The 25,630-nt window shown below is 66.6% G+C and carries 24 protein-coding genes and 1 pseudogene; 7 read left to right on the plus strand and 18 right to left on the minus strand.

Annotated features, from left to right (window positions below):
• Positions 1 to 65 precede the first annotated feature (65 nt).
• The 8 genes from QE438_RS15340 to QE438_RS15375 all read right to left on the minus strand — a co-directional run bounded on the left by QE438_RS15340 (position 66) and on the right by QE438_RS15375 (position 6,609).
• Positions 66 to 992, minus strand: a complete 927-nt coding sequence (locus tag QE438_RS15340) for an XVIPCD domain-containing protein (RefSeq protein WP_307184095.1) — start codon at positions 990 to 992, stop codon at positions 66 to 68.
• 17 nt (positions 993 to 1,009) lie between these two features.
• Positions 1,010 to 1,447 carry a DUF6393 family protein gene (locus QE438_RS15345; protein WP_306994449.1) on the minus strand — a complete coding sequence of 146 codons (438 nt, stop codon included), beginning with the start codon at positions 1,445 to 1,447 and terminating at the stop codon, positions 1,010 to 1,012.
• A gap of 160 nt (positions 1,448 to 1,607) precedes the next feature.
• On the minus strand, positions 1,608 to 1,940 hold the full coding sequence (locus QE438_RS15350; protein WP_306994447.1) for a hypothetical protein: 333 nt from the start codon (positions 1,938 to 1,940) through the stop codon (positions 1,608 to 1,610).
• Between the two features lie 105 nt (positions 1,941 to 2,045).
• Complete coding sequence (locus tag QE438_RS15355; RefSeq protein WP_309735190.1) at positions 2,046 to 3,461, minus strand: DNA polymerase; 1,416 nt, start codon at positions 3,459 to 3,461, stop codon at positions 2,046 to 2,048.
• Positions 3,406 to 3,618, minus strand: coding sequence for a hypothetical protein (locus QE438_RS15360; RefSeq protein WP_309735196.1), 213 nt, complete (start codon positions 3,616 to 3,618; stop codon positions 3,406 to 3,408). The genes QE438_RS15355 and QE438_RS15360 overlap by 56 nt, the downstream gene beginning before the upstream one ends.
• A complete protein-coding gene (locus tag QE438_RS15365) occupies positions 3,611 to 5,299 on the minus strand; it encodes an RNA-directed DNA polymerase (protein ID WP_306994443.1) in 1,689 nt (562 codons plus the stop codon). Before QE438_RS15365 ends, QE438_RS15360 begins: the two co-directional genes overlap by 8 nt.
• Positions 5,300 to 5,360: 61 nt before the next feature.
• On the minus strand, positions 5,361 to 6,194 hold the full coding sequence (locus QE438_RS15370; RefSeq protein WP_306994441.1) for a restriction endonuclease: 834 nt from the start codon (positions 6,192 to 6,194) through the stop codon (positions 5,361 to 5,363).
• Positions 6,195 to 6,360: 166 nt separating this feature from the next.
• On the minus strand, positions 6,361 to 6,609 hold the full coding sequence (locus QE438_RS15375; RefSeq protein WP_306994439.1) for a helix-turn-helix transcriptional regulator: 249 nt from the start codon (positions 6,607 to 6,609) through the stop codon (positions 6,361 to 6,363).
• Positions 6,610 to 6,738: 129 nt separating this feature from the next.
• Here QE438_RS15375 and QE438_RS15380 point away from each other — a divergent pair.
• Both QE438_RS15380 and QE438_RS15385 read left to right on the plus strand, forming a co-directional pair.
• Positions 6,739 to 6,996, plus strand: a pseudogene (locus QE438_RS15380) (hypothetical protein); the annotation flags it as partial.
• A gap of 370 nt (positions 6,997 to 7,366) precedes the next feature.
• Entirely contained in the window at positions 7,367 to 7,981 is a 615-nt protein-coding gene (locus tag QE438_RS15385; protein ID WP_235873253.1) for a DUF2306 domain-containing protein, read from the plus strand.
• Positions 7,982 to 8,183: 202 nt separating this feature from the next.
• On the opposite strand, the gene QE438_RS15390 is transcribed toward QE438_RS15385, so the two are convergent.
• Both QE438_RS15390 and QE438_RS15395 read right to left on the minus strand, forming a co-directional pair.
• Positions 8,184 to 8,393 carry a hypothetical protein gene (locus tag QE438_RS15390; RefSeq protein ID WP_309735203.1) on the minus strand — a complete coding sequence of 70 codons (210 nt, stop codon included), beginning with the start codon at positions 8,391 to 8,393 and terminating at the stop codon, positions 8,184 to 8,186.
• Between the two features lie 43 nt (positions 8,394 to 8,436).
• Positions 8,437 to 8,625, minus strand: coding sequence for a hypothetical protein (locus QE438_RS15395; RefSeq protein ID WP_309735206.1), 189 nt, complete (start codon positions 8,623 to 8,625; stop codon positions 8,437 to 8,439).
• Between the two features lie 52 nt (positions 8,626 to 8,677).
• Here QE438_RS15395 and QE438_RS15400 point away from each other — a divergent pair, with 52 nt between their 5' ends.
• Positions 8,678 to 9,421 carry an SDR family NAD(P)-dependent oxidoreductase gene (locus QE438_RS15400; RefSeq protein ID WP_306994433.1) on the plus strand — a complete coding sequence of 248 codons (744 nt, stop codon included), beginning with the start codon at positions 8,678 to 8,680 and terminating at the stop codon, positions 9,419 to 9,421.
• A 275-nt stretch (positions 9,422 to 9,696) separates the two neighbouring features.
• Here the strand turns inward: QE438_RS15400 and QE438_RS15405 are convergent, their stop codons facing one another.
• The 4 genes from QE438_RS15405 to QE438_RS15420 form a co-directional block, all read right to left on the minus strand.
• On the minus strand, positions 9,697 to 10,029 hold the full coding sequence (locus QE438_RS15405; protein ID WP_306994432.1) for a hypothetical protein: 333 nt from the start codon (positions 10,027 to 10,029) through the stop codon (positions 9,697 to 9,699).
• Positions 10,030 to 10,081: 52 nt separating this feature from the next.
• Positions 10,082 to 11,053 carry a peptidoglycan recognition family protein gene (locus QE438_RS15410; protein ID WP_306994430.1) on the minus strand — a complete coding sequence of 324 codons (972 nt, stop codon included), beginning with the start codon at positions 11,051 to 11,053 and terminating at the stop codon, positions 10,082 to 10,084.
• A gap of 230 nt (positions 11,054 to 11,283) precedes the next feature.
• The gene (locus QE438_RS15415) at positions 11,284 to 11,823 is read right to left on the minus strand and encodes a GNAT family N-acetyltransferase (protein ID WP_306994428.1); all 540 of its coding nucleotides are present in this window, start codon (positions 11,821 to 11,823) and stop codon (positions 11,284 to 11,286) included.
• 278 nt (positions 11,824 to 12,101) lie between these two features.
• Complete coding sequence (locus QE438_RS15420) at positions 12,102 to 12,995, minus strand: type II toxin-antitoxin system RelE/ParE family toxin (RefSeq protein ID WP_130524032.1); 894 nt, start codon at positions 12,993 to 12,995, stop codon at positions 12,102 to 12,104.
• 385 nt (positions 12,996 to 13,380) lie between these two features.
• Here QE438_RS15420 and QE438_RS15425 point away from each other — a divergent pair, with 385 nt between their 5' ends.
• A complete protein-coding gene (locus QE438_RS15425) occupies positions 13,381 to 15,045 on the plus strand; it encodes a diguanylate cyclase (RefSeq protein WP_306994426.1) in 1,665 nt (554 codons plus the stop codon).
• Between the two features lie 828 nt (positions 15,046 to 15,873).
• Here QE438_RS15425 and QE438_RS15430 read toward each other — a convergent pair.
• The 3 genes from QE438_RS15430 to QE438_RS15440 form a co-directional block, all read right to left on the minus strand.
• Complete coding sequence (locus tag QE438_RS15430; protein WP_306991040.1) at positions 15,874 to 16,827, minus strand: IS5 family transposase; 954 nt, start codon at positions 16,825 to 16,827, stop codon at positions 15,874 to 15,876.
• Between the two features lie 130 nt (positions 16,828 to 16,957).
• The gene (locus QE438_RS15435; RefSeq protein WP_306994424.1) at positions 16,958 to 17,575 is read right to left on the minus strand and encodes a glutathione S-transferase N-terminal domain-containing protein; all 618 of its coding nucleotides are present in this window, start codon (positions 17,573 to 17,575) and stop codon (positions 16,958 to 16,960) included.
• A gap of 247 nt (positions 17,576 to 17,822) precedes the next feature.
• Positions 17,823 to 18,731, minus strand: a complete 909-nt coding sequence (locus QE438_RS15440; RefSeq protein WP_306994422.1) for a LysR family transcriptional regulator — start codon at positions 18,729 to 18,731, stop codon at positions 17,823 to 17,825.
• Positions 18,732 to 18,862: 131 nt separating this feature from the next.
• On the opposite strand from QE438_RS15440, the gene QE438_RS15445 reads away from it, so the two are divergent.
• Together QE438_RS15445 and QE438_RS15450 are read left to right on the plus strand one after the other, a co-directional pair.
• A complete protein-coding gene (locus tag QE438_RS15445; protein WP_306994420.1) occupies positions 18,863 to 19,564 on the plus strand; it encodes an SDR family NAD(P)-dependent oxidoreductase in 702 nt (233 codons plus the stop codon).
• A gap of 543 nt (positions 19,565 to 20,107) precedes the next feature.
• Entirely contained in the window at positions 20,108 to 22,057 is a 1,950-nt protein-coding gene (locus QE438_RS15450; RefSeq protein ID WP_306994418.1) for a peptidase M61, read from the plus strand.
• Between the two features lie 605 nt (positions 22,058 to 22,662).
• On the opposite strand, the gene QE438_RS15455 is transcribed toward QE438_RS15450, so the two are convergent.
• The gene (locus QE438_RS15455) at positions 22,663 to 23,073 is read right to left on the minus strand and encodes a MarR family transcriptional regulator (protein WP_309735224.1); all 411 of its coding nucleotides are present in this window, start codon (positions 23,071 to 23,073) and stop codon (positions 22,663 to 22,665) included.
• A gap of 228 nt (positions 23,074 to 23,301) precedes the next feature.
• Here QE438_RS15455 and glgX point away from each other — a divergent pair, with 228 nt between their 5' ends.
• On the plus strand, positions 23,302 to 25,428 hold the full coding sequence (gene glgX / locus QE438_RS15460; protein WP_130520580.1) for a glycogen debranching protein GlgX: 2,127 nt from the start codon (positions 23,302 to 23,304) through the stop codon (positions 25,426 to 25,428).
• The last annotated feature ends 202 nt before the right edge of the window (positions 25,429 to 25,630 follow it).

Below are 25,630 nucleotides of genomic sequence, written 5' to 3' on the forward strand. Positions count from 1 at the left end.
CCGAGTCGACGCATGCCAGCACTCGTCCCCGTAAAGGCGGGGGCCTCTTGGCCCTCAACAGCCACTTACCGCGCGAGTGCGCCGTGGTGGGGCTGCTCCATCGAGCGCGAATGGGCTTCTTGAGTGGGCGCCTGCACGGCCTGCTGGTTGGCGATTTCAAGCCTGTGCAGATGGTCGGCCAAGGGCTGCTTGATCGCTTCGCCCCTGTCGATGTGGACGCGCATGACGTCCTGATCGTTTCCCGGATTCTTCCAGACCGCAAACAGGTTGCCGTTGGCCGGATTGGCGACTACCTCCTGGATCCCCGGCAGGCGGCCCTGCTTGGCTTCTACCGCGAGCGCACCTGCCATCCGTTGCTTGTCCTGCTGGTTCGTGTAGACGCCTGCCTCGGGGCCAAGCCTGTCCAGTCCTGCCAGCGCCTGCCTGAAATACGGGTCGTTGCGCAGCTGGGCCTCGCGATCGGCATCCAGGGCGGGTTGCCCGGCGCTGGAGACCCGGCCTGAATTGCCGAGTCCAGGCACGACCGGCTTGATCGACTCATCCAGCTGCCGTCCCGATGCGGGCGCCCAATGACCGGTGAACCCATCCTGCTTGGGCTCCGGCAGCTTTGCGTCCCGCAGCACGCTGTCTGCCAGCGTGTTGGAGTTCTGCTCCAGCGGGTCGTAAGGGTATCTGTCGTCCTTGCTCCTGGCGTTGGCGATCATCTGCTGCCAGGTCTTGGACAAGTCCGGACCGTGCGCGATGCCCTCCCGATACTGCTTCTGGCCCACCGCGTTGGGGTTGGCGGGATGGTCGGGATTTGTCCTGTCGTAGGGAAGGTCGGTTTCGACGTGCATCCTTCCATAGGGCAGGCCGGGCTGAGGATCCCCCGTCCATCCACTGATGGTGTGCTGGTGACCCTGCTTGTCCGTGTAGAGCAGGAACTTGTGGTGATAGTCCTTGCCCAGCTGCGACCCGATATTGCGGTACCCGACCTCGATCTTCTCGTCCATGAGGCGCTCCAGGATCCCTATTGGTTCTTGAGGTGCAGCGCTTCGATCCCGGACACCTTGCCATCCGCATCCAGATGGAAGGTGATCACGACAGAGCGCGCATCAGGGTCCAGCATGGCCTGACCATGGTTGTCGCGGACCACCAGTTTGTCCGCCGTGTCCTCGACCACCTTCGAGGTGGAGGAGTCTGCGAACGCATCAATGACGGTGGCCTTGTCGGTGCCGGCGGGGAAGTGCCTGCGCACGATGTCGCTGACATCCAACTGTTCGAACCGGACAGGTTTCCGGGACGCGTAGATCTCTTCCAGCATGGGACCAACTCCTGATTTCATGGAGGCTTCCTGTGTCGGCGCGCGGTGCGCCGTGCCCGTGTTGGTGCAGGATGCAAGCGGCAGGGCCGCGGCGGCAATCAAGGCCATCGATGCAGTCCAGCCGCAAGGCGTGAAGCGTGGCATGGCGATCTTCCTTTTCCTGAGGTCCACCGCATGGAGCGAGCGCCATGGCGTCTGCCAGTCCCGGACCACGCCGGTGGAGCGCGTCCGCATTCCATGCGAGGACCACAGCGTACCCCTGATCGGGTCGGCTGAGCCCACGTTTGGGGGGGCAGCCTTTCCATCACTTGGTTTCGACGCGCCGGTATTGATCGCTGCCGGTGTTGAGGTGGCCGTTGGCCTCGTCGATGGCGAAGGTGACCGTCTCGCCGTCGTTGTTCACTTGCAGCGCGCCGTCCTTGTAGATGGCCGGGTAGCTGTCGGTCTGGGGCTTGCGGCTGAAAAACTTCGGCGTGGTGCTGCGGACCATGAAGGCCTCGCCGCTGCGCTCGATGTCCATCGTCTCGTCCTGCGTCTGCACGTTGACCCAGTGGCCCACGAACTTCTCGCCCTCTACCTTGGCGCAGCCGGACACCAGCAACGCCGCGGCCAGTGCGGCCCCCATCCACTTCATCATTGTGTGTACTCCGTTAGTTGAGCTGACGGTGAGGATGGGTGAGGGTGGATGTACGCGAGGTCAATGCCTTATTGGCAATGATTCTCCATGTAGTCAAGGGTTATCTCATGGGGTTAAAAGGGGTTGCTCACGCTCGGCAAAGTCGCTGATCGAGGCTTTACCTGTGACTTGAGAATTAAGTACGTCGGTCATTGCGCTTTCGAAGGCGCCGATAACCTTGGCTGGGGTTTCTGCATGAGTATGTTCGAACAGCAACGCGTCGTGCATTGGCAAGACAATCCTCACGTCGACGATGGAGGCCGCCGCCAAGAGCGCGCGCTTGAATATTAATGACGCGGTCCCTTGGACTACCTGGCTAACGGCTGAGCGCTGCTCTTTGCCCGTTAGCGGACCCACGCCGGTCCGTCGGTAGTGGTTGCCGAAAACTGTGGCCACACGGCCCGTACGCTGGAACTCGGACAATATGGACTTCTTCCATTCTTCATACTGCTGAAAGACCCGGAACGCCTCCTTGGCCTTCTGGCGGTCTACTGCGAGCGAAACGGCCGCATCGATCAGGGCAGGCCGGCTCATTCCATAAGCGTAGGAAAGGAACAGTTGCTTGGCGGCTTTCCGGTTATTGACTAACCCAAGATGCGTATTCGCGAACAGATCGTACATGTCGCCTGCTGCATAGAGCCGCTTAAGCTCGTTGTCGCCAGAGAGGGCGGCCATAATTCCGACCTCGAACTGGTCGAAATCGACGTAGCTAAGTTGGGTCCCAGGGCGCGCACTAATGATGGAGCGATACAGTTTCGGGATGTTTTGGAGGCTGGGGCTGCGGAGTTGGACGCGGGACGTGCGCGAGCCGAAGACGTCTACGACCGGTCGACTAATTCTACTGCTCAGTGTCAAGGAGCCGAGCACGCGTCGCGCCGCATCGAGAGCGAGCAGTGCCATAGTTTCGCCACCGAAGTCGCGGTCGTGAGGAACGAACTCGAGAAGGTACTCGACCGAAACCTCATCTAGGGCGAAACCCTCCAAAAGCAGTTTGGCTTCTATGGCGCGCCTGCTCGGCGTCTCGAGCGGCATGTTGTGCTTGGCTGAGTAATTCTTCAGCGACAGGAAGTAGTCGTGCTCCGCCTGCGATCGTTTCTCTGAAAGCCCGGTGGCGTCGATTGAGATACCGGCTGTCATAGAGAGTTGGAGCAGGCGATATGCGGGCACCTCGACGGTAAAAAATCGCTCGGACTCGCCATCGGCAGATGCCTGCTTACAGAGATCCAGATACATCGCCAAGATCGCCGTCGCGGCCTTGGCGGCGATACAAACGTCGAACGCCGTGCCCTTGTAGAACATTTTTTGATAGATCTCGCAGACTTCCTGCTCTATCCCATAGCGTCCCAGCTGTATCGTCACGTCGCGCTTCTCGCGCATGAGCCGGTCATCAGGGACGCCGCTGATCGAGATGCGAAACTCGTCCAGGTCAACGATTTTGAGAGGCAGAGTCTCCGTTCTGTCGAATAACACGTCGCGGATCATCCAAAACATCGTGGCACACCACGATCCCGGCAAACTCGACGATGCTGGTGGCATCGGTCTCTTGGAGTTGACCATCAAAGAACCAATAAAAGAGGTCGGCTCCTCTACCGGTAAAGTCCTTCACGAAGAGCATCAGCCTGAAGTCCAATTCAGTCATACCCGCTGACCTCGTCGACAAGGTTCAGCAGGTCCGTGCGCTCGCGGATGGCGAAGGGAAGGCCGTCCTCGTTGTAGTGGCGCTCGGCCCTATCTTTGGTTCCCTTCAGATAGATTGGCACATGGCCGTGGAGGGGTCGCAGCGCTTCTTTATCAAGCAAAGAAGATGCGATCAAGAAATAGCGAGCGTTCTGGTAAGGCAGGGAGACGAATTCTCCAACGCACCTCTCGACAAGGGCTTTCTCGCCCACGCAATATAGCCAGATGAGGATCGCTGCCGCCTCGCCCGACTTCACGTCCTCTAGTAGCTTTCGGTCGGCTAGCGCCAAGAGATCGTCGGAACGGTACTTTCGCACCGCGAGCAGCATCCAAATGTTGTAGTTTTGCCAGTCGTGGATGGCCCCCTCTTCTGCAAGCAAGAACGCCTCCAGCGCCGGCATGCATCGACCATTGCGGTCCAGCGTGGCTATTAGTCGGCAGTATTGGTCGGTCGTCACCGCGTGCTGGGACAGCGAACGTGACAGGGTGTCGAGCAGTTCAATTGATAGAGCGTCACCCACGTCGAAAAGGCCGGATTCGACGATCTTTGCCACGCGGTTCACCGCGAAGCGGAAGGTCCGCGTCTGCGAATCTCCGGCAGCGATGCACCGGCTTAGAATTTCAAAGATATAAGTTACCGATCGGGTCACGATGCGGCGACTGCGGGACTGCCACATTTGATTGATCGCAATTGTAGAGCTGTCCTGCGAGGGGAAGTACTCCGCAACCTTCTCGATAGGAACATCTGGAGCGAGTATCTCAGTCTTCTTTGCGTTGATGTTCAGACCGACTGTCCGCAGCTGTCTGATCAGGTCTTGCAGTGCGCGTCGTGCGTGGAGCTCAGAGTCGGCGATGATGCGGATATCGTCCACGTACCGATAGTAGTCGTAGCCTTTCCTAGCCATTTCCCTGTCCACGGACGAAAGCAGAATATTGGACAGGAAAGAGGATGCGTCGCGGTTCTGAGGGAGACCGTGATTACCGCTGAACGTCCATTGAGTGAGTAGTCGATCGAGCGTGGCGATCGCGTTGCGGATTTGTAGCTTTTCCGGGCCGGATGCTGACAGATCGGGGACCGCTTTTTCGAGTGCCTCAATGATTTGTACGCGCGATACGTTCTCGAAGAAGTTACTCAGGTCAGTGACCAGAAGATGGCGTTCGGATCTGCGGAACGTAAGGGTCACACCCTCGAACGTGAACCAGCGGTCGATCTTGTTTTTGAACAGGTATTTCGAATCTATCGGAGCCGATTCGTAGCGGTAGCTCAGTACTCTGTGACCGAGGAGAGGGTCGTAGAACGGGATTAAGAAGCTGCAGATCGCCTGATAGACGAAGCGGTCAAAGAAATCAGTTTCTAGTCCGTAGCGCTCTCCGTACCCATTCTTTGGTATGTTCCGGACGACGCTACGAGTGCCTTCATACACGCCGTTCCACTCCTGCAGGAGCGAGATGATAATTTTCCTCGCTTCGGCAGGATGCTTAAATAGGTCGTCGTACTGTAGACAGTCGAAATACCAGTCGTCGCGCATGTCTTGGCGGAGATGCTTCAGCACCAAATCGAACTGAACTGGAAATCCAAGCGCTTGGCCGTTTTGCCAAAAAGCAGGACTAAGCACATAGTCGGCTCCATCACTGGTGTCCACTCTAATCAATCCCTCAGGTCTAGAAGGTTAAGCGCCGCGCCAAGAAGCGGGCTCAGTTCACTTACGCGGTTCCCCTGCACTTGGGGAATTGGCTGCAGCCGAGGAAGGGTTCGCGGGTACGGCGATTCGTGCGCGGCACCAGCGCGCTGCCGCAGCGCGGGCAACTGGGTGCCGGGTCAGCGATTGGCGGTGTGATCATCATCAACACGGGCTCGATCCGTTGCGAAGCAGCCGGCGGCACGGCGACGGCGGCATCCTGCTGCGCTGCTCGGATCATCTGTAATAGCTGGGGACCACCGATTAGCTCAATCGGCTTGCCGTGGGAGAAGCGCTCCGCGTCTTTGGTGTACGTGCCGATGCAGACGATCTTCACCGCGTGGGCCTGGTGGTGGGCGAGCAGGCCGGCCATTTCGCGCACGACGCTGACACCGATTCGCTGGCGCTTCCATTGCTTGCATTGCACCAGCGTGCGGCGGCCGTCCTTGCGCAGGATGAGGTCGATGCCGCCGTCGGCGCCGCCCAGGCCGGTTTCCTCAACGATATAACCTTGGCGGCGGAAGGCTTCGCCCACCAGTAGCTCGAATTGGCGCCAGCCGCCTTGGCTGAGACTTTCCAGATCGGTGCGCGTGTCGAGCAGCTTGCGGCGATGGCGGCTGCCGATGAAAGACGCCATCGCGCCGATCCAGCAGATGGCCAGCACCATCCACGCCAGCGGCGAGAGCATGGTGCCCACGCCCTGATAGAAACCTTGGGCGAGCGGCCCGCCTTGCCGACCCATCCACCAGGCGAAGCCGTACCGGACCCCGATAAAGCCGATCAGACCAGCGGCGACGCCGATTGGCCACGGCAACGCGGCGAATACTTCGATCCCGTTCTGCTTGCGTCTGCGTCCCATGCAAGACCCCCCAAGTCCTTGCCCGAACAATAGCCTTCGGCAGGCCTCCTGTCAGCGGTGAGCAAGATTGCCCCAGTGAGTAGACGGAGCGGTTAAGAGATCGCGACTACCAAGATGTTGCCGTGAACGATCAAGTGCGGCGCCGCACCAAAAAAGCCAGCTGTGGTCAGCTGGCCAGTGCTCGCTCGAACTTCGAAACGAATGCCTTTAGAGAGGTTCCACAGGCGGTGCAGAAATCGCGCAATTGCAGCAGATCCATCCGCCGCTCACCGCGTTCGACATCGCTCACGTAGGACTGGGGACGGCCCAGTGCGACGCTTAGGCCCACCTGCGTCAGCCCCGCAGCCAAGCGGAGATCGCGCAGCTGCTGCAGCAGGATCGCGTACTCCGCTTTATGGATCGACTTGGTGGACATGACGGGGAAAGTCGCGCGGGAGCAATGAAGCTATATCCCCTTTTCAAATATCCGAAAAACAGATAAGTTCGACTTGCGGATGCTCTGTCCGCCCTGTCGAGGAAGGATGCCGTGACAACTTCTAAGGCCTTGAAAAAGTCCGCAAAAGCCCGGGCCAAGGCCGCCGCGCCGCCCAGCGCAACCTACGCATTCGGCGCGACGCTGGCGCAGATAGACCGATGCCATCAGCTGCTGCGCACGATCAGTGCGCACAGCGACATGGTGGCGGTGTGCGCGGGCGCGCAGCTGGACGACGCCAGCCTGGGCACGTTGGGGGAGAGCATCTTCCATGCGGCGCACGAGGTGCGTGTGCTGGTCGATACGATTTACGCGCAGCGGCTGTGCGGCGGGGAGCCGCTGTCGGCTTCGGCGCTCGCGGGTTCCGCTCCGCCCCGTAAGCGCCGGGCGCAGCGAGGGGGCAGCGCCGGCGTCGGCCATCCGTCCCGGATGAGCAAGGCCACGGATGAGCGGGCCCGCAATCCCGCGTAGCATCGGCGGCAGCACCGCGCCGCTGAAGCGCGGGGACACCTTGCGATCCGCCCGCCTCGCCGCTTCTTTTTCCGGTGGGGGTGGAGCTAGTCCGCAAGGCCAGGTGATTTCGCCTGCCGGCGCCAGGAAACGAAGCACCGGCAGCACCGCGAACGGGAGTCGCGCGATGGCATGGGAAGGCGGGCGGAGCGGGCGAGGGATCTCGGTGGCGGCCTCCGCGGCCGTCGCGCTGGCCTTGGGCTGGCTGGGCATCGGCTTTCTGCATGCGGCGTATCTCAAGTACGCCGCGCTGGATTCGCCGGCGTACGCGATGTTCCTGCTGCGGCGGGGCTGGCTGTGGTGCCACCTGGCCGGTGGCGGGCTGGGTGTGGTGCTGGGCTTGGTGCAACTGCTGACTCAGCGCTGGCCGAGGCTGTGGCGCGTGCATCGCGTGTCGGGCCGCGTGTACTTCGCCGCGATGCTGGTGGCCATGGTCGGCGCGGTCGGCCTGATCGCGACCTCGCCGGCCCCGATGGGCATCCGCGTGGCCTTCGGCTCCACCTTGCTGGCGTGGCTGGTCACCGGCGGTGCGGGCCTGGTGGCGATCCTGCGTCGCAACGTGGCCGCACATCGCCGCTGGATGCTGGGCGCGTATCTGGTCACGCTGGCCCCGGCGGTGTTCCGGCTGTCGCTTGCGGGCGTGGTGGCGCAGGGCGTGGCGCCATCGCCGGATCTGATTGCGTGGATGCTGTGGGGCAGCTGGGCGATGCCGCTGTTGCTGTATGCGCTGTGGCGCAAGCTGGCCGGCGCGGCGCATCGCGGGTCATGGGCGGAGGGCGCCGCGCTGCGCCATGACCGCGCGTAGCTCAGGCGTTTGGCAAGCGCATCCGCCGGGCGGCCTTGTCAGGTCGACGGCGTGCACCGTCCAGCGCGGATATCGGCGTGTTCGATGGACACGGCGCTGATCACGCCGCGGGTGTGACGCTACTGGCTTGAACTCCAATCCATCCGCCTGCTGAGGGATAAAAGCCTTGGCGCAGGGAAAGCTGGAGGCAATGCATAGGTGGTCAGGGCGACGGATCGCCCGCCCCAAGCCGCGCCACCCCGCGCCAGAACGCGTCGGCATCTTCCGGGGGCACGGCGCCGATCAGGGCGCGCCGCACGGCGTCGGCGTGGACGCGGCGGGCGGCGCGGACGGCGTCGCGCCCGTCGGCGGTGGCGACGACCTGCCAGTTGGCGGTCGAGCCTTCGCGGCGCAGCAGCCCGCGCGTTTCCATGCGGCTCAGTTGACGCGAGAGCCGGCTGCGCTCCCAGCCCAGATCATCGGACAGGCGCTGCTGACGGATCTGGCCGCGCGGGCGTTTCGACCACGCGCGTCAGCACGGAAAAGTCCGCCGCCGACAGGCCCGTGTGTGCGGTGATCTCCGCGACGACCGCGGCCATCACGGCCTCGGTGGCGCGCTTCCAGGCGATCCATCGCTGCATGTCCTGTTCCGAAAGCCTGCTCATGCGCATCTCCGCGTTGTTGACACGGCAACAATAGCGGACGCATGCTGTTGACATGACAACACAACGCACAGTGCTCATCACCGGCGGCACGTCCGGCATCGGACTGGGGCTGGCCAGGCGCTATGCCCAAGGCGGCGCGCGGGTCGTGATTACCGGCCGCTCCACCGAGCGCCTGAAGCAGGCGCGGGCCGCGCTGCCCGGCTGCGTGACCATCGCCGGCGACCTGGCGCGCGCCGACGCGCGCGAGCGCCTGGCCGACCGCATCGTCTCCGAGCTGGGCGGCCTGGATGTGCTGGTGAACAATGCCGGCCTCCAGCGTCGGGTCGACATCGCCCACGACACCGCGGCCTGGCCCGAGCGTCAGGCGGAGATCGATCTGCTGTTCTGCGCGCCGATCCACCTGGGCACGCTGCTGGTCCCGCTTCTGCGCGAGGCCCGCCAGGGTGGGCAGCTGGTCAACGTCACTTCAGGCGGCGCCTTCAATCCGCAGACTTTCGCGCCGGGTTACAGCGCGGCCAAGGCGGCGTTGCACAGTTACACGATGAATCTGCGCCGGGCACTGGCCGGGACCGGCGTGACGGTCACCGAACTGATCCCGCCGGCGGTGGCCACCGCCCTGGCCGGGCCGGGACGGGCGCACGGCGCGGATCTGGACGCGTTCTGCGATGCGGTGTTCCCGCGCATCGAGCGCGGCGAGGCCGAGGTCGGGTTCGGGCCCACCGACACGGCGGAGTTCCGCGAGAGCCTGTCCGCCGAGCATGCGCGGTTCGAGGCGTTCGCCCGGCGTAACGGCTAGGCGCTCGGGTCGGCACGTCATGCCGGCGTCGGGCTCGATCGTCTGCTGAAACACGATTGGCGCGGCGGTGCCTGGTTGTGGATGTTCCACAGGTGCCATGTCGGCATCGGCGCTCGTGAGATTGCGCTCCGCCCCGCAAGAGCCGGCTGCATCGAGGGTGCAGCGCCAGCCTCGGCGGATCCGGCCCGGTGGGAAAGGTCATGGACGAGCGGGTCTGCAGTCCCGCGTCGCATCGGCATCAGCAGCGCGGCCTCGATGGCGCCGCGGATGTAACGCTACTGGCCTGAATTGTTGTCGGGCATCATCAGCACCAGCGGCGTACACGCGCTGACGGAACAGCCAAAGGTGCGTACCACGTTGCCACGGGTCCACGTCGCTGTGGCGGCAGCATTGATCGCATAAGACCAGGTCTTGCCGTCCGCCTGCAGCTGGCCGCTGATGGTGCAGGGCAGAGCGTAGAACGCATCGCCCGTGCCGTCCGGATACTCGCGGCTGGCGCCGAAGAAGCGCGCGACGCCTTCGCGATCCAGCTTCCACGCCTTGCAGGCCGCTTCCAGTCCCGGATCCGCTGCACGTCCCGCGTCCGGCACGTAGACCGATGTGCCCACGCTCAGCACTTGGACGTTGTCACTGCCTGCAGCGGCCTGCCCAGCGCCGGTGTCAGCGGGTCGGGCCTGCGGGCTGTTGCACGCCGCCAGCAGCGGCAGCGCCAGGCACGTACAGGCCATCGCCCTCGCCCGCAGTCTTGTAGGAAATGGTGTCGTGCTTGTAGATGTCATTGTTGTCCAATCCATACTGCTGCTGCAGCACGCCGACCAGACGATTGATCGAGGCGGTCTGCTCGGCGGTCGGCGCGTCCCAGGTCTTGGTCGTCGCGTTGTAGGCGCCCACGACCTCGATCCCGATGCTGTCGCTGTTGTTGGGATAGCGGATGGGATAGGGGTTCGCGTTCTCGTGGCTGTTGACGGCCGTGGGCTTGAAGCCGGTCTTCGCGTGCCAGGTCTTGTCCGGCTCGATCAGCGTGCCTTCCTCGGCCCCGCGCGAGCGGATCTTGCCCACGTGCCAAGTCTGGTGGTCCAGGCTCGCGGTCTGGTAGATGGTGCCGTCCTTGTCGATCAGGAAGTGCGCGCCGGCAGGCTGCCCTCCAGCGTTGTAGCCATCCAGCGTGCTTTTCGCCGTGGAGGATTCGGTGCGGTGCATCACGATGGCTTCCGGCGAGGTCAGCGCGCCATGCTCAAGCGCGGTGACGCGCGCATTGCGGATCTCCGGGACCGTGAGCATGCCGTCCTTGTCCACCTGGGAGGCAGGCAATGCGAAGGGTCGCAGGCTGTCCGCCGCTGGCGTCTGCGCGCTCGAGGTCGGCGCGCTGGCCCGCATGGGGTCCGCCCCATAAGGCGGCGTGTAGGTGGCCAAGACGGAAGGGACCTTCGCGGACGGATCGCCCAGCACCACCTGGCTGATCTGCTCCGGGAAGCGCGGGTCGGCCTTGACCTGCGCATAGAGTGCGGCGGCGACGTTGGCGTTCTGGTCGCCCTGCCAGCGGTGCAATCCCTCGACGCCGCGCAGGAGTTGCTGGTACAGCGCGTGGTCGGGGTGGGAGGGATCGCTGGGCATCCGGTTCGGATCTGCCATGTCAGCTCCTTTGCATGGTGGGGTGCGTCCCCCTCGTTTCGATACTAGCGCACGGGATCGATCGCCCGGCGGGGCCAAATCGAGATGCATGTCCCTGATTCGCCGCAGCGCGATGCGGTGCGACGGACGTGGTGCAGCGGGTCTTCGCGGCGCAGTGGAAGCGCGCGCGGCTGTCTGCGGTCGACTCCTACTTGCGGCGAGCGGCAGCGACGGGGCAGCCGCTGGCGACCTCAAGCCTCGGAGGACGTCGCGCTGCGCACGTAGCGCTCCACCGGTTTGCCGTGCAGCTCGGTGTTGCCGTCGAAGCGCAGTCCCAGGCGCTCGGCCACGCGCCGCGAGGCGATGTTGCCGGGGTCGATGAGGGCGTGGACCTGCGGCTCGCGGCGGGTCTGGAAGGCGTAGTCGAGAACGGCTGCGGCGGCTTCGCCGGCCAGGCCCTGGCCCCAGAACGGGCGGTAGATGCTCCAGCCCAGTTCCAGGCCGTCGCGGCCCTCGCGCAGGAAGGCACCGACATGGCCGGCCGGCTCGCCGCCCTCGCGCAGCGTCACCGACCACCAGCCGGCGCCGTACAGCTGCCACATGCCCACGTGCGAGCAGAAGAAGCGCCAGGCGGTGGGGCGGTCGACCACGCCGAGGAACTCGGCGCTGATCGGGTCGGACAGGTGCCGGGCGAAGGGCTCGAAATCGCTGGCGCGATATTCGCGCAGGATCAGCCGCGGCGTCTCCAGCAGGGGAACGGTCGCGGCGGCGGTGGGCGTGGCAGGCGACATGGAAGCGGGCCGATCGGGCGGGTGAGAAGCCGTATTGGGCCAGTCGGTGTCGATCCGGTGCAAGGTGGTGCGCGGTGTTGCGGTCTTGCGCACGCGCGATCGAGTGCCTGCTCGCTTTGTCATCAGGCGAGGCGTTCGATGCTCTGCACTCGTGCGCGAATCACGTGACTGGGCGCCGAAGCGAAGGCGCCGGCACCCCCATCTTCGGCCTGCCTCAGGCCATCGGCCAACGCCGGAGCGCATATCCGATCATCCGCTTGAGCCCACCCGCCCCGCCCTCAGCGATACGGTCCCGGTCCCTTCCACACCAGCTCGCCGCGGTGGTACACGCGCTGCATGTTGATGATGTCGCGCGAGTCGCCGATGCCCTTGAGCTCGGGCGAATCCGGCGGCAGGGCGCGGCACGGGCCCGAGCCGTTGCGCAGCACGATCTCCAGCGGGCACACCATCAGGTATTCGGTGCCGGGCAGGGGGATGAAGAATTCCTTCATGCCCTGCGCCATCCAGGTGCGCACGCGTTCTTCCACGCGCGGTTCGTAATAGGCCTGGTAGCCGCCGACGGACAGGCTGGCGCCATCCATGCCGCTGTCGCGGCCGCGGCCCTGGTTGAGCGCCGGGCTGTCGTCGAAGCCGGCGTTCTCCGGCGCGCTGTCCTGGGCGATGTAGCCGGGCGGGTGGCCCCAGTTGGGCGAGCGGCGGTCGGTCGGCGGCGGGTTGGCCGGCGGGCGCGTGGACGCCTGGGGCGGGGTCTGCGCCGGCGCGGGCACGGGCGGGCTGGGCGTGGCGCTGGGTGCGGGCGTGGTGTCGGCCTCGGTCAGCAGCGGGTCGGCCGCGTGGTCCACGCGCGTGGTCTGCAGGCGCGAGGCCGGCGGCGGCTTGCGCGCGACCTTCGGCTTGGGCGGGACCGGCGTGGGCGGGGTGGGCTGGCGCGAGGGCGGCGGGCTGGGCGGGGCCGGATCGGCCGGCGCGGTGCTCTCGCCGATGAAGTCCACCCGCGTGCGGCCGCCGGCCGGCGCGCCCTGGGTGGTCTGCACCACCGGCACGTCGGCATGCAGCAGCACCCACAGCATCAGCAGGTGCAGCAGCAGGCTGAGCAGCGCGCCGACCCAGGGGTCGACGCGGTCGTTCCAGGGCCGGGTCCGCGCACGCGCGGGGTTCGACGCGTCGCTCATGCCGTCGGTGCGTCGAGGGGGCGGGACTTCATGGCGCTCTGGTGCGTGCGGCGGTGGGGTGTGCGCATCGTAGCGCGCCGGCGCGCGGCTTCCGTGGCAGGCGTTGACGCAAGGCCGCGCGGGTCGGGGCGGGCGCAGGCGGCGCAATGGCGTTCGCACCGGGCTGCCCGGCGCGCCTCGGGAGCCGGGCGTGGCGCGGCACGGCGGGGCCAAGACACGCTCTGGACGCGCAGTGTGCGATCCACGTATACGACAGCCGTTGGATCGATGCGAACCCGGCGCGGAACGGCCCGGGTGTCGGGAGGAGCGGCGAGTGCAGGACGAAAGCGTGCAACACCAGGACCCCGCAAGGGGCCCCGACCTTGGTCAAGGTGCCGACCTGGCGATGGCGCGCCTGCACGGGCTGGCCTGCGTCACCGATCGCGCCGGCCGCCTGCTGCAGCTGGGCCAGGACCTGCGGCGGCTGACCCTGGCCGATGAGGCCGAGATGCCGACCTCGCTGCTCGACCTGGTGGCGGTGCAGGGGCGGCCCGGGCTGCGCGACGCCCTGGATGCGCTGGCGTCCGACGCCGCGCCGCAGACGCTGGAGCTGCCGCTGCGCACGCCGGCCGGCCTGCGCTGGTGCGTGTTCGAGGTCGGCGCGCAGCCGGCGCTGGATGGCGGCATGCCCACCCTGCTGTGGCAGGGCACCGACATCCACCGCTACAAGCAGCGCATCGCCGAGCTGGAACGGCTGACCACGGCGCAGTCGCGCATGCTCGATGTCAGCCAGGACTGCATCAAGATCATCTCCCTGGACGGCCGCCTGCTGCACATGAACCGGGCCGGCTGCCAGGCGCTGGGCGTGGCGGCCGACTCGGGCTTCGGCATGCCGTGGCTGCCGCTGCTGCCGCAGGACGTGCATCGGCCCGGCGCGCGCGCCCTGGAGCGCGCGCGGGAGGGGCACGCCGACCGCTTCACCGGCCGCAGCGAGGTAGAGGGCGGGGTGCCGGAATACTGGGACAACCTGCTGACGCCGATGCTCGACGAGGCCCAGCAGCCCACGGCGATCCTGTGCATCTCGCGCAACATCACCGGCGAGCGGCTGGCGCTGGAGGCCGCGCGCGACAGCGAGGCGCGGCTGGTGGTCGCCGCCCAGGTCGGCGGGCTGGGCATCTGGGACTACAACGTGTCCGAGGATCACTTCGACTGCGACGAGACCTGGTGCCGGATCATGGGCCTGCCGCCGGGGCAGGCGGTGTCCACGCTGGAGGAGTTCCGGCGGCTGATCCATCCGGACGATCGCGAGCGCGCCACCCAGGTGGAGACCCTCGCCGCCGAGATGCTGACCGGGGCCAAGCAGTATTCGACGGCCTACCGCATCGTGCGTCCGGACGGCGAGGTGCGCTGGATCCGTTCGGCCGCGCGGATGGAGACCCGCGGCGGCGCCGCGCCGCGCGCGGTGGGCTTCGCGGTCGATGTCACCGATGCGATGCGCGGCGAGCACGCCCTGCGCGACGCCAACCGCCGGCTGCGGCACGAGCGCGATGTCCTCAGCCGCGAGGCGCAGGAAGACGCGCTGACCGGCGTGGCCAACCGGCGCGGCATGGACCGGCAGCTGGACGACCTGCTGGCCGGCGCGGGCGGCGCACCGGTGTGCGTGGGCATGATCGACCTGGACGACTTCAAGGCGTTCAACGACCTGCACGGCCATCTGGAAGGCGACCGCGCGCTGCGCCAAGTGGCGCAGGCGTTGGGCGATGCGGTGCGGCCCACCGATCTGGTCGCGCGCTATGGCGGCGAGGAGTTCGTCTTCGTGCTCGCCGGCACGAAGAACCCCGAGCCCTTCCTGCGGCGCGTGTTCGAGCGCGTGCATGCGCTGGGCATCGCTCACGCCGGGACCCAAGCCGGCATCCTCACCATCAGCTGCGGCTGCGTGGTCTGCCACGATGCGGCGCCGGACCAGGTCGAGACCATCCTGGCCGCCAGCGACGCCGCCCTGTACGAAGCCAAGCGCCGCGGCCGCGATCAGTACGTGATCGTGCGCCAGACGCTTGCGTCGGAGGGGTGATGGGTGCGGCTACCGTCGTTGCCGGGAAGGCGGGAACCTAGGGACCTTTGCATCAAAGCGTCGACTTCCATGGATTCCCGCGTTCGCGGGAATGACGGATGGGGAAGATCTTGGCAGCGGCGGGGTTGCGGGCCGTTCTACCTCAGCACCGCGAAATTTGAGGCCAGCGCAGTGCTTGTGGTGGGAGCCCGCATGCCGGCGATGGGGCTCTCCCGGGAAAGCCCGTCGCCGCCACGGGCGGCTCCCCTGTAGAGCGGAGCTTGCTCCGCTGCTTTTCGTTCAGTTCGTAGGGAAGGCCCCAGCGGAGCAAGCTCCGCTCTACAGGCAGACCGTCGCGAGATTTGAGGGGACAGTTGCTCCCGCAAGTGCAGTGACTGACAGCCGCCAGCTACTTCCGCCCATCATTCCCGCGTTCGCGGGAACGACGGGTTGGGTTTTCTCAGGAAGGAAAGTCTGATTTCTGGGTACAGCTGGGAGGGCCGAGAAAGGGGGGAAAGCCCGTCGCCACGGGCGGCTCCCACCTGTAGAGCGGAGCTTGCTCCGCTGCTCTTCGTTCAGTTCGTGGGAAAGGCCCCAGCGGAGCAAGCTCCGCTCTACAGGCAGACCGCCGCGAGATTTGAGGAGACAGTTGCTCCCGCAAGTGCAGTGACTGACAGCCGCCAGCCAATCCCCCCCGTCATTCCCGCGAACGCGGGACGTTTGAAAAACCCTCCATCGCCGCATTCAACAGGTGAAATGGCGCGGCTGACCTGGCTTGCAGCGGCAGAGTGAGGGAAGAAGCGCTTGGGCCAGAAGGTGGTTTAGCCCGCCAGGGCTCGGTTCGTGGCGTTAGACCGTGCGGTCCGCCGCGCGGGCCAGGTTCCAGGCCACCAACGTCACGCAGGTGGCCACGGCATTGCGTTCAAGGCCCATGAAGCGCATCCGGGCCAAACCATAGGAGCGCTTGAGAGCCCCAAAGACGCCCTCGATCCTGCCCCGTACCCGGCCGATCAGCGTGTTGCGCCGCTTCTCCCACACGGTCAACTTGCGCGTGCGACTGGCCTTGCGCTGGACCCGGTTGCCGATCCCGTGCTCGGCGAGCTTCTCCCGCAAGCTCGGACCCACGTAACCCTTGTCCGCCCAAACCGCGCCCTCATCGCCTTGGACCAGCTTGGCGGCCTGGGTGATCTCGTTGATGTTGGCCGAGGTCAGCACCATCGCACGCGCGATCTGCGAACCCCGATCCACCGCCAGATGCAGCTTGTAGCCAAAACGCGCCATGCCGTTGGGGCGCTTGGTCCACCTGGCATCCGGATCGACCGGGGACTGGCCACCGCCCACCTGCTTGGGCGGTTCGGCGGCCGCCGCCGGAATCAGGGTGGCGTCGATCAGGGTGCCCTGGCGCAGGATCACCTGGTGCGCATCCAACTGGGCATTGACCTGCGCCAGCAGGCGCTGCCAGCGATCGCCTTCGAGCAGGCGCTGGCGAAAGCGGCTGATCGTGGAGTGGTCCGGCACGGCCTGATCCAGGGACAGCCCGACAAAGCGCCGGAAGGAGAGCCGATCGCCCAAGGCATCCTCCATCGCCGGATCGCTCAAGCCATACCAGGCCTGCAGCAGCAACACCTTGAGCATCGTGGTGGGCGGGTAAGCCGGCCTGCCGGTCTGGGCCTTGCGCTCCAGCCCAAGCGCGCCGACCAACTGCGGCCAATCCAACAAGGCATCGATCCGCTGCAGGCGACTGTTGGTGCTGCCCAAGACCAGGGCATCGGCAAAGCTGGACTGGGCAGGGTCGCGCTGCATGGGAAGAGCCTCGGGAAGATCAAGGGTAGTTTTGCAAAGGTCCCGCGAACGCGGGAATCCAGGGACTTTCGCGCACAGCGCCCAAGGCGCCGGATGCCCGCATTCGCGGGATTGACGGTTCTTTGCGTCCTCAGCGGCCGCTCGAGCGTTCCAGCACGGTCTTGACGGCGGGGTCGTGCGCCATGGCCTGCATGAAGCGGGCCAGGTTGGGGTACTTGCGCCAGCTCTCGCCGGCCTTGTCCGACCAGCGTGCCATGACGAAGGCGTAGGCGTCGGCCACGCTGCGGCGGCCGGCATAGACGTGGTCGGTGTCGCCGATCAGCGCGTCCAGGTGGGCCAGCACGCGCGCGATGCGTGCCGGTGCGGCGTCGCGCACCGCCTGCAGCGCCCCCTCGCTGGCGTCGGTGGTGTAGCGCTCAGGGGTGAAGAAGGGCCAGAACGCCGGATGCATGTCGCCGGTCAGGAAGGCCAGCGTCTCGTTGAACACGAACTGCGCCTCGATGCCCGCGTCGGCGCCCAGCCCGGCCTCGGGATGGCGCTGGACGATGTACTGCAGGATGGCATCGGCCTGGGTCATCGCGCGTGCGCCGCCGATGTCCAGCGCCGGCACGGTGCCCAGCGGGTTGATGGCGCGGTAGGCGTCCGCGTGCGGGTCGACCTTCACCGCCTCGTAGTCGGCACCGGCCCATTCCAGGGCGATCCAACAGGCCAGGGCGCAGGTGCCGGGGGCGTAGTAGAGCTTCATCATGGGACTGTTCCTTGCGTATGGCCGGCGGGTGCGGGCCGCATGATTCCACGCGCCGGGTCGATCTGCTGTCGTCGGGTGCCCTGCGGCGTTGCAGGCCCGTGTCATCGAGCATGGTCGATGCGGATTCCGAGCTTCCTCCTGCCATGCCGTCCGCTCTTCCACTGTGCTGCTGGTCGGCGACGTCAAAAGCAGCAGCATCAATCGCTGCCGTGCCGGTCGCCTGCTTCGGGTGAACAGTGCCGCGTTCCTACGGCTCCCGGCATTGCGCCAGGACCAGCTCGCGCAGCCAGCGATGCGCCGCATCGCCGTGCAGGCGCGGGTGCCACATCTGCGAGACGGTGATGCCGGCCAGCGGCACCGGCAACTTGAAGGCGTGGAGCGATGCCGCGTCCGCGGTGCCCTGGCTGGCGGCATAGGAGGCGGGCACCAGCGCGATCAGGTCCGAAGCGCGGGCCACGGCCACCGCGGCGGGAAAGCCGGGCACCACCGCGACGATGCGACGCCGCAGGCCGAGCCTGGCCAGGGCGTCATCGACCGGGCCGTGGTCGCGCGCATGGCGCGAGGCGACCACGTGGCCATGCGCGACGTAGTCCTGTGCCGTGACCTCGCGCGGCCTGGCCAGCGGATGTCCCGCGCGGACCACGCCGACGAAGTGGTCGCGGAACAGCGCCTGCACGCGCACTTCAGGACCCATCGCGTTCAGCACGCCGATCTCCAGATCGGCTTCGCCCGCGCGCAGCGGCGCGGCGGTCTTCTGCGCCTTGGCCGCGAAGCGCAGCTGCACGCCAGGGGCCACCTGCGCGACGGCGGCGATCAGGCGCGGGCCGAAGGCTTCGATGAAGCCGTCGTTGGCACGGAGGGTGAACACGCGCTGCAGCGTGGCCAGGTCCAGTGTCGTCGTCGGCGGCTGCAGGACGGCGCGCGCGTCCTCGACCGCGGTGCGCGCACGGTCGCGGAGCGCTTGGGCATAGGGCGTGAGCACCATCTGCCGGCCGGCGCGCACCAGCAGCGCATCGCCGGTGGTATCGCGCAGCCGGGTGAGCGTGCGGCTCATCGCCGAGGGGCTCAGGCCCAGCCTGCGCGCGGCGCCGGCGACGCTGCCGCTGGCCAGCAGCGCGTCCAGGGCGATCAGCAGGTTGAGGTCGGGGACGGACATGGCGTGCGGCGGCGGGTCGGGGACGCGTGCATGCCGTGCACTCTATCAATGCATGCCGCGCGCCTTCCGCATGCGTGGGGCCGCCCCTAGCCTGAGGGGACTGGCGCACGGCGCCGCACGGGAGTCGCATCATGAAACCCTCATCCAACACCGTCCTGCTGATCGGCGCTTCGCGCGGGCTTGGCTACGCGATGGTGGAGCAGTTCCTGGCGCGCGGCTGGCGGGTGATCGCCACGGCTCGCGCGCATTCGACCGAGCGCCTCGACACGCTTTCGCGCCGGCATCCCGGGGCGTTGCGCGTGGAGACGGTGGACATCACCGAGCCGGCGCAGGTCGCCGCCCTGCGCGCACGCCTGGAAGGCGAGGCGATCGACCTGCTGTTCGTCAATGCCGGCGTGGTCAACACCGATGACGACGCGATCGTGGCGAACGTGGCTACCGACGAATTCCTGCGGGTGATGCTGACCAACACCCTGAGCCCGATGCGCGTGGTCGAAGCGCTGCAGGACCTGGTGCCCTCAAGCGGCACGATCGGGCTGATGTCCTCGGGCCAGGGCAGCCTGGCTAACAACACCCGGGGCGGGCATGAGGCGTATCGGGCAAGCAAGGCGGCGCTGAACATGTGCATGCGCAGCTTCGCCGCGCGCCATGCCGACGACCCGCGCACGCTGCTGCTGATGGCGCCGGGCTGGGTCAAGACCGACATGGGCGGGCCGGATGCGCGGCTGACCATCGAGGAAAGCATCCCGAACCTGCTCGACACCATGGAGGCGCAGCGCGGCCGCGCCGGGCTGCAGTATCTGGATTATCTGGGGCGTACGGTGCCGTGGTGAGGTGAGGCCGGGGGGGGGGGACGGGTGTGCGGTGGCGGGGGATAGTTTGTGGATTCGGGATTCGGGATTCGGGATTCGGGATTCGGGATTCGGGAATCGGGAATGGCGCTTGGGCTCGGACTCGTGGGAAGCGTCAGCGCAGGTGATCTGCCCCCTCCCTTGCGCGTAGCGCAGGGGAGGGTTGGGGAGGGGTGCTCTTCGCGGTTAAGCAAAGAGAAGCGAAAACTCAGCGGTAACGGCAGGCGCTGACAGCAATAGCTAACAGCAACAGCTAACAGCAACAGCTAACAGCAACAGCTAACAGCAACAGCTAACAGCAACAGCTAACAGCAACAGCTAACAGCAACAGCTAACAGCAACAGCCAACCCCTCCCCCGCAGTCGCTAGCCGCGACTTCGAGCTCCCCTGCGCTGCGCGCAGGGGAGGGGGCGACGCATGCGGCTTTCAGGGGATGCGCGCGCTGCACCTTCGGCATGCGACGGCTCCGCCGCTGCGGTGCTAGGGTGCGCCGCTGTCCCGATCCCTTGCCTGCTGGAGCCTGTCATGCCCCTGGTTCGCCGCGTCGCCGCGTCCGCTTCGATCCTTCCCCGTGCCCGACTGGCCGCCGCGCTGGGCCTGGCGCTGCTGGCCGGCACGGCCTCGGCGCAGATCGTGCGCAAGGCCGATGTCCCGCCGCCGCAGGACGTGGCCTATCCCGGCCAGCTCCAGCTCAAGGTCGATGCCAGCGACACGCGCCAGGGCATCTTCCGCGTCCACGAGTCCCTGCCGGTGCAGGCCGGCCGGGTCACGCTGCTGTATCCGGAGTGGATCCCCGGCGCGCATTCGCCCAGCGGCCCGGTCGCGCAGCTGGCCGGGCTGAGCTTCAGCGCCAACGGCAAGCCGCTGCCGTGGAAGCGCGATCCCTATGACGTCTATGCCTTCCATGTGGACGTGCCGGCCGGCGCGACCACGCTGGAGGCGGATTTCCAGTATCTGTCCAGCCGCGGCGGCGGTTTCCAGATGACCGACCGCATGCTGATGCTGGACTGGGACCAGATGTCGCTGTATCCGGCCGGCTACTACACGCGCGGCATCCAGGTGCAGCCCAGCGTGACGCTGCCGGCCGGCTGGCAGTTCGGCAGCGCCCTGCGCGCGGCGTCGAAGGACGGCGCCAGCACCACCTTCAACCCGGTGTCGTACGAAACGCTGGTCGATTCGCCGATCTACGCCGGCCTGCACTTCAAGCAGGTCGATCTGACGCCCAAGGGCGGCGCGCCGGTGATGCTCAACATCGTCGCCGACGAGGCCAAGGACCTGGAGATCACGCCCGAGCAGCTGGCCGCGCATCGCGCGCTGCCGGTGCAGGCCACGCGCCTGTTCGGCTCGCACCATTACGACCACTACGACTTCCTGTTCTCGCTGTCCGACGAGCTGGCCGGCAACGGCCTGGAGCATCACCAGTCCAGCGAGAACGGCCTGGACCGCAGCTACTTCACCGGCTGGAAGGACAACCCGACCGACCGCGACCTGCTGGCGCACGAGTTCACCCACTCCTGGAATGGCAAGTTCCGCCGCGGCGCGGACCTGTCCACGCCCAACTTCAGCGAGCCGATGGGCGATTCGCTGCTGTGGGTGTATGAGGGCGCCACGCAGTACTGGGGCTTCGTGCTGACCGCGCGCGCCGGGCTGTGGACGCCGCAGCAGTTCCGCGACGCGCTGGCGATGGTGGCGGCCAACTACGACCGCAACCGGGTCGGCTTCCAGTGGCGCACGCTGGAGGACACCACCAATGATCCCACCGCCGCCCATCGCGAGGCGCTGCCCTACCGCAGCTGGCAGATGAGCGAGGAGTACTACAGCGCCGGGCAGATGGTGTGGCTGCAGATCGACGCACGCCTGCGCCAGCTCACCGGCAACCGCAAGTCGCTGGACGATTTCGCCAAGGCGTTCTTCGGCGTGGACGACGGCAGCTACGTGGTCCATCCCTACACCTTCCAGGACGTGGTCGACACGCTGGATGGCGTGGCCCACGACGATTGGGCGGGCTTCCTCAAGACGCGCGTGCAGACGGTGGCCCCGCCGCTGCTGGACGGTATCGCCGCCAGCGGCTGGAAGCTGGTCTACACCGACACGCCCAGCGAGTACGAGGCCCAGTACAACCGCGCCGCGCAGTCGCCGCGGCATCGCTACAACTTCGCCTGGTCGATCGGCCTGACCATGAACCCGGACGGCAGCATCAACGACGTGCGCTGGAACGGGCCGGCGTTCAAGGCCGGGGTCAGCACCGGCGCCAAGCTGGTGGCGGTAAACGGGCAGGAGTATTCGACCGAGACGCTGGCCCAGGCGATCACCGCCGCCAAGGGCGGCCAGACGCCGATCACCCTGCTGCTGCAGTTCCAGGGTGGGTTGCGCACGGTGCAGGTGGACTACCACGACGGGCTGCAGTATCCGCACCTGGTGCGGGTGGAGGGCACGCCGGACTACTTGAGTCAGATCATCCAGCCCAGGGGTTGAGCGCGGCTGGCGGGGTTGTGGTGGCCGGGTGCGGACAAGCCACGGTCATCCCGGTGAACACCTTCATTCGTCCGCGTAGCCATAGCCGTCGTTCCCGCGAAAGCGGGAACCCATGGACGTTTGCGCAGCGCGTTACAGGCGCATGTCTGACCATCCAGCGCCTTTGCCGTTGGCGCGGAAGTCCATGGATTCCCGCTTTCGCGGGACCTTTGCAAAACTCCCCTCGGCTGCGTTCGGGTGGCACTCATCGGCTGACTGCGCCGATCTAGGTCAAAGCCAAAAGCAAAAGCACCCCACCCCAACCCTCCCCTTCGCCTTCGGCGAAAGGGAGGGGGCCAAGCCCAGTAGGCGGTGGCACAGCAAGCAACCTACTGCCCCCTCCCTTGCGCGCAGCGCAGGGGAGGGCTGGGGAGGGGGTCGGGGCTTTCCCGATCAACTGGCCAGCCACCAAGGCGCAATCGTCGTTCCCGATCAGCGATGTTTTGCAAAGGTCCCGCTTTCGCGGGAATGACGGTAGAGCGGTCTGCGTGAGCTGAAGCGGCGTTGCGCTGCGCACGCGATCGGACTTTGCCGGAACGACGGCGTAGGCCGTCCGGCCCTGGCGCTCAGCCGCCGCGCGCCGCGCTCTCGACGATGCGGTAGAGCTTGAGGACGGCCTCCATCTCGGCGTCGCTCATGTCGCCGAAGGTCTTCTTGCGCAGGGCGTTCAACTGGGTCTCCAGCTGCTGGCGGATGGCTTCGCCGGCCTCGGTCAGCCAGAGCTTGTTGGCGCGGCGGTCGCTGACGTCGTTCTCGCGCCGGACCAGGCCGGCGGCGGCCAGCTTGTCCAGGATGCGTACCAGCGAGGGCCCTTCGACGCCGATCAGCTGGGCCAGCTCGATCTGGCGCACGCCGCCGCCGGCACGGCCGATCATCAGCAGGGGCGTGGTCATCGCGTTGGACAGGCCGTGGCCGGCCAGCGCCGCGTCCACCACCTTCTGCCATTGACGGCCGGCCTGCATCAGGCCGGAGGACATGCGGAAACGAAGCGGATCGGAGGCGGCCATCGGGGCGGTGGGGACGCGCGGGGAGTGATGAACATACTATCGATTGCGCGACGCTTGTCACGCCGAATTCACGCTCTTTTTGTCTGGGCGGCGCGGACGACGATCGAAGCCGACCGCCGGGCGAGCGATGCCATGTGCTGACGCGACCTCGACAAGAGCGCCCACATGCTCCGTCCTCCCCACTGCGGCCCCCCCACGATGCCCAACGCTCCAACCCCGAAGTACGCCAGCCCCTCGCGCGTGCGCGAAGGCCGCCCCTTTCCCCGCGGCGCCACCTATGACGGCAAGGGCACCAACTTCGCCTTGTTCAGTGCCAACGCCACCGCCGTGGAGCTGTGCCTGTTCGACGAGGCCGGCAACGAGACCCGCATCGAGCTGCCCGAGTACACCAACGAGATCTGGCACGGCTATCTGCCCGACGTCGGCCCCGGGCAGCGCTACGGCTACCGGGTGCACGGCCCCTACGCGCCGGCCGAGGGCCACCGCTTCAACCCCAACAAGCTGCTGCTGGACCCGTACGCGGTGGAGATCGAGGGCGACCTGATCTGGGCCGACGAGCTCTACGGCTACACCGTCGGGCACCCCGATGGCGATCTGAGCTTCGACGAACGCGACAGCGCGCCGTTCATGCCCAAGGCCGTGGTGGTGCAGGACGACTACGACTGGGAGGACGACGAGCGGCTGCTCACGCCGTGGAGCCAGACCCTGGTCTACGAGACCCACGTGCGCGGCTACACCAAGCGCCACCCGCAGGTGCCGCAGGACCTGCAGGGCACCTTCGCCGGCCTGGCCCAGGCGCCGGTGCTGGACTACATCAAGTCGCTGGGCGTCAGCGCGGTCGAACTGCTGCCGGTGCACGCCTACCTGGACGACCAGCACCTGCTGGATCGCGACCTGCGCAACTACTGGGGCTACAACACCCTGGGCTTCTTCGCGCTGAAGTCGCGCTACCTGGCCAGCGGCCACCGCGACGAGTTCCGCGACATGGTCAAGGCCATGCACCGCAAGGGCCTGGAGGTGATCCTGGATGTGGTCTACAACCACACCGCAGAAGGCAACGAGATGGGGCCGACGCTGTCGTTCAAGGGCATCGACAACGCCAGCTACTACCGCCTGGCCGACGACCCGCGCTACTACATCAACGACACCGGCACCGGCAACACGCTCAACCTGAGCAACTTCCGCGTGGTGCAGTTCGTCAACGACTCGCTGCGCTACTGGGCGCGCGAGATGCATGTGGACGGTTTCCGCTTCGACCTGGCCACCATCCTGGGGCGCGAGCCCAGCGGCTTCGACCAGCGCGGCGGCTTCCTCGACGCCTGCGGCCAGGACCCGCTGCTGAGCCAGGTCAAGCTGATCGCCGAACCCTGGGACTGCGGGCCGGGTGGCTACCAGGTGGGTCACTTCCCGCCGGGCTGGGCCGAATGGAACGACAAGTTCCGTGACAACGCGCGCGCGTTCTGGCGCGGCGACGAGGGCAAGCTCGCCGAATTCGCCACGCGCTTCACCGGTTCTGCCGATCTATTCGACCGACGCGGGCGGCGGCCCTGGTCGTCGGTGAACTTCATCACCGCCCATGACGGCTTCACCCTGCGCGACCTGGTCAGCTACAACGAGAAGCACAACGAGGCCAACGGCGAGAACAACCAGGACGGCTCCAACAACGACGGCTCGTGCAACTACGGCGCGGAAGGGCCGACCGACGATGCGCAGATCAACGCGCTGCGCGAGCGGCAGATGCGCAACCTGCTGGCCACGCTGCTGCTGGCCAAGGGCACGCCGATGCTGCTGGCCGGCGACGAGCGCGCGCAGACCCAGGGTGGCAACAACAACACCTATTGCCAGGACAACGAGATCACCTGGATCAACTGGGACGCCGACCCGACCGAGGGCCGCCTGGCCGACTTCGTGCGCCAGCTCACCGCGCTGCGTCGTCGCTATCCCATCCTGACCCGTGGCCGCTTCCTCAATGGCCAGTACAACGAACAGGCCGGGGTGCGCGACCTGACCTGGCTCAACCCGGGCGGCAGCGAGATGGAGGACGCGCACTGGAGCGATGGTGGCGCGCGGTCGGTGGGCCTGCTGCTGGAAGGCAAGGCGCAGGTGTCCGGTGTGCGCGAGTACGGTCAGGACGCGACGCTGCTGATCCTGATCAACGCGTATCACGAGGGCGTCAACTTCAGGCTGCCCGATTCGGAGACGCATCTGAAGTGGGAGCTGGTGCTGTCCACCGACGATGCGCTCGGCACCGATGTGGTGCCCGAGGGGGCGCAGGATTTCCTGGCTCCGCCGCGCAGCATCAGTGTGTTCGAGTGCAAGAGCTGAGCGCCGGGCGCGGACGCTGAGCGATCGGCGCCGCGCGCTTCTTCTGAAAATGCAAGGTGAGGCGTCGCTCGCAAGGGCGGCGCTTCTTGCATTGTGCGCGCGTTGTTGCCTGGTGCGGCTTCGCGCACGCGCTGCGCTCGTGTCGCAGCGCTTTGTCATGCCCGCATGACGAATCGCCGCGGATAAGTTCACGGTCGCTTTT

This window comes from Pseudoxanthomonas sp. SORGH_AS_0997 (assembly GCF_031453535.1).
GTDB classification, from domain to species: Bacteria; Pseudomonadota; Gammaproteobacteria; order Xanthomonadales; family Xanthomonadaceae; genus Pseudoxanthomonas_A; species Pseudoxanthomonas_A winnipegensis.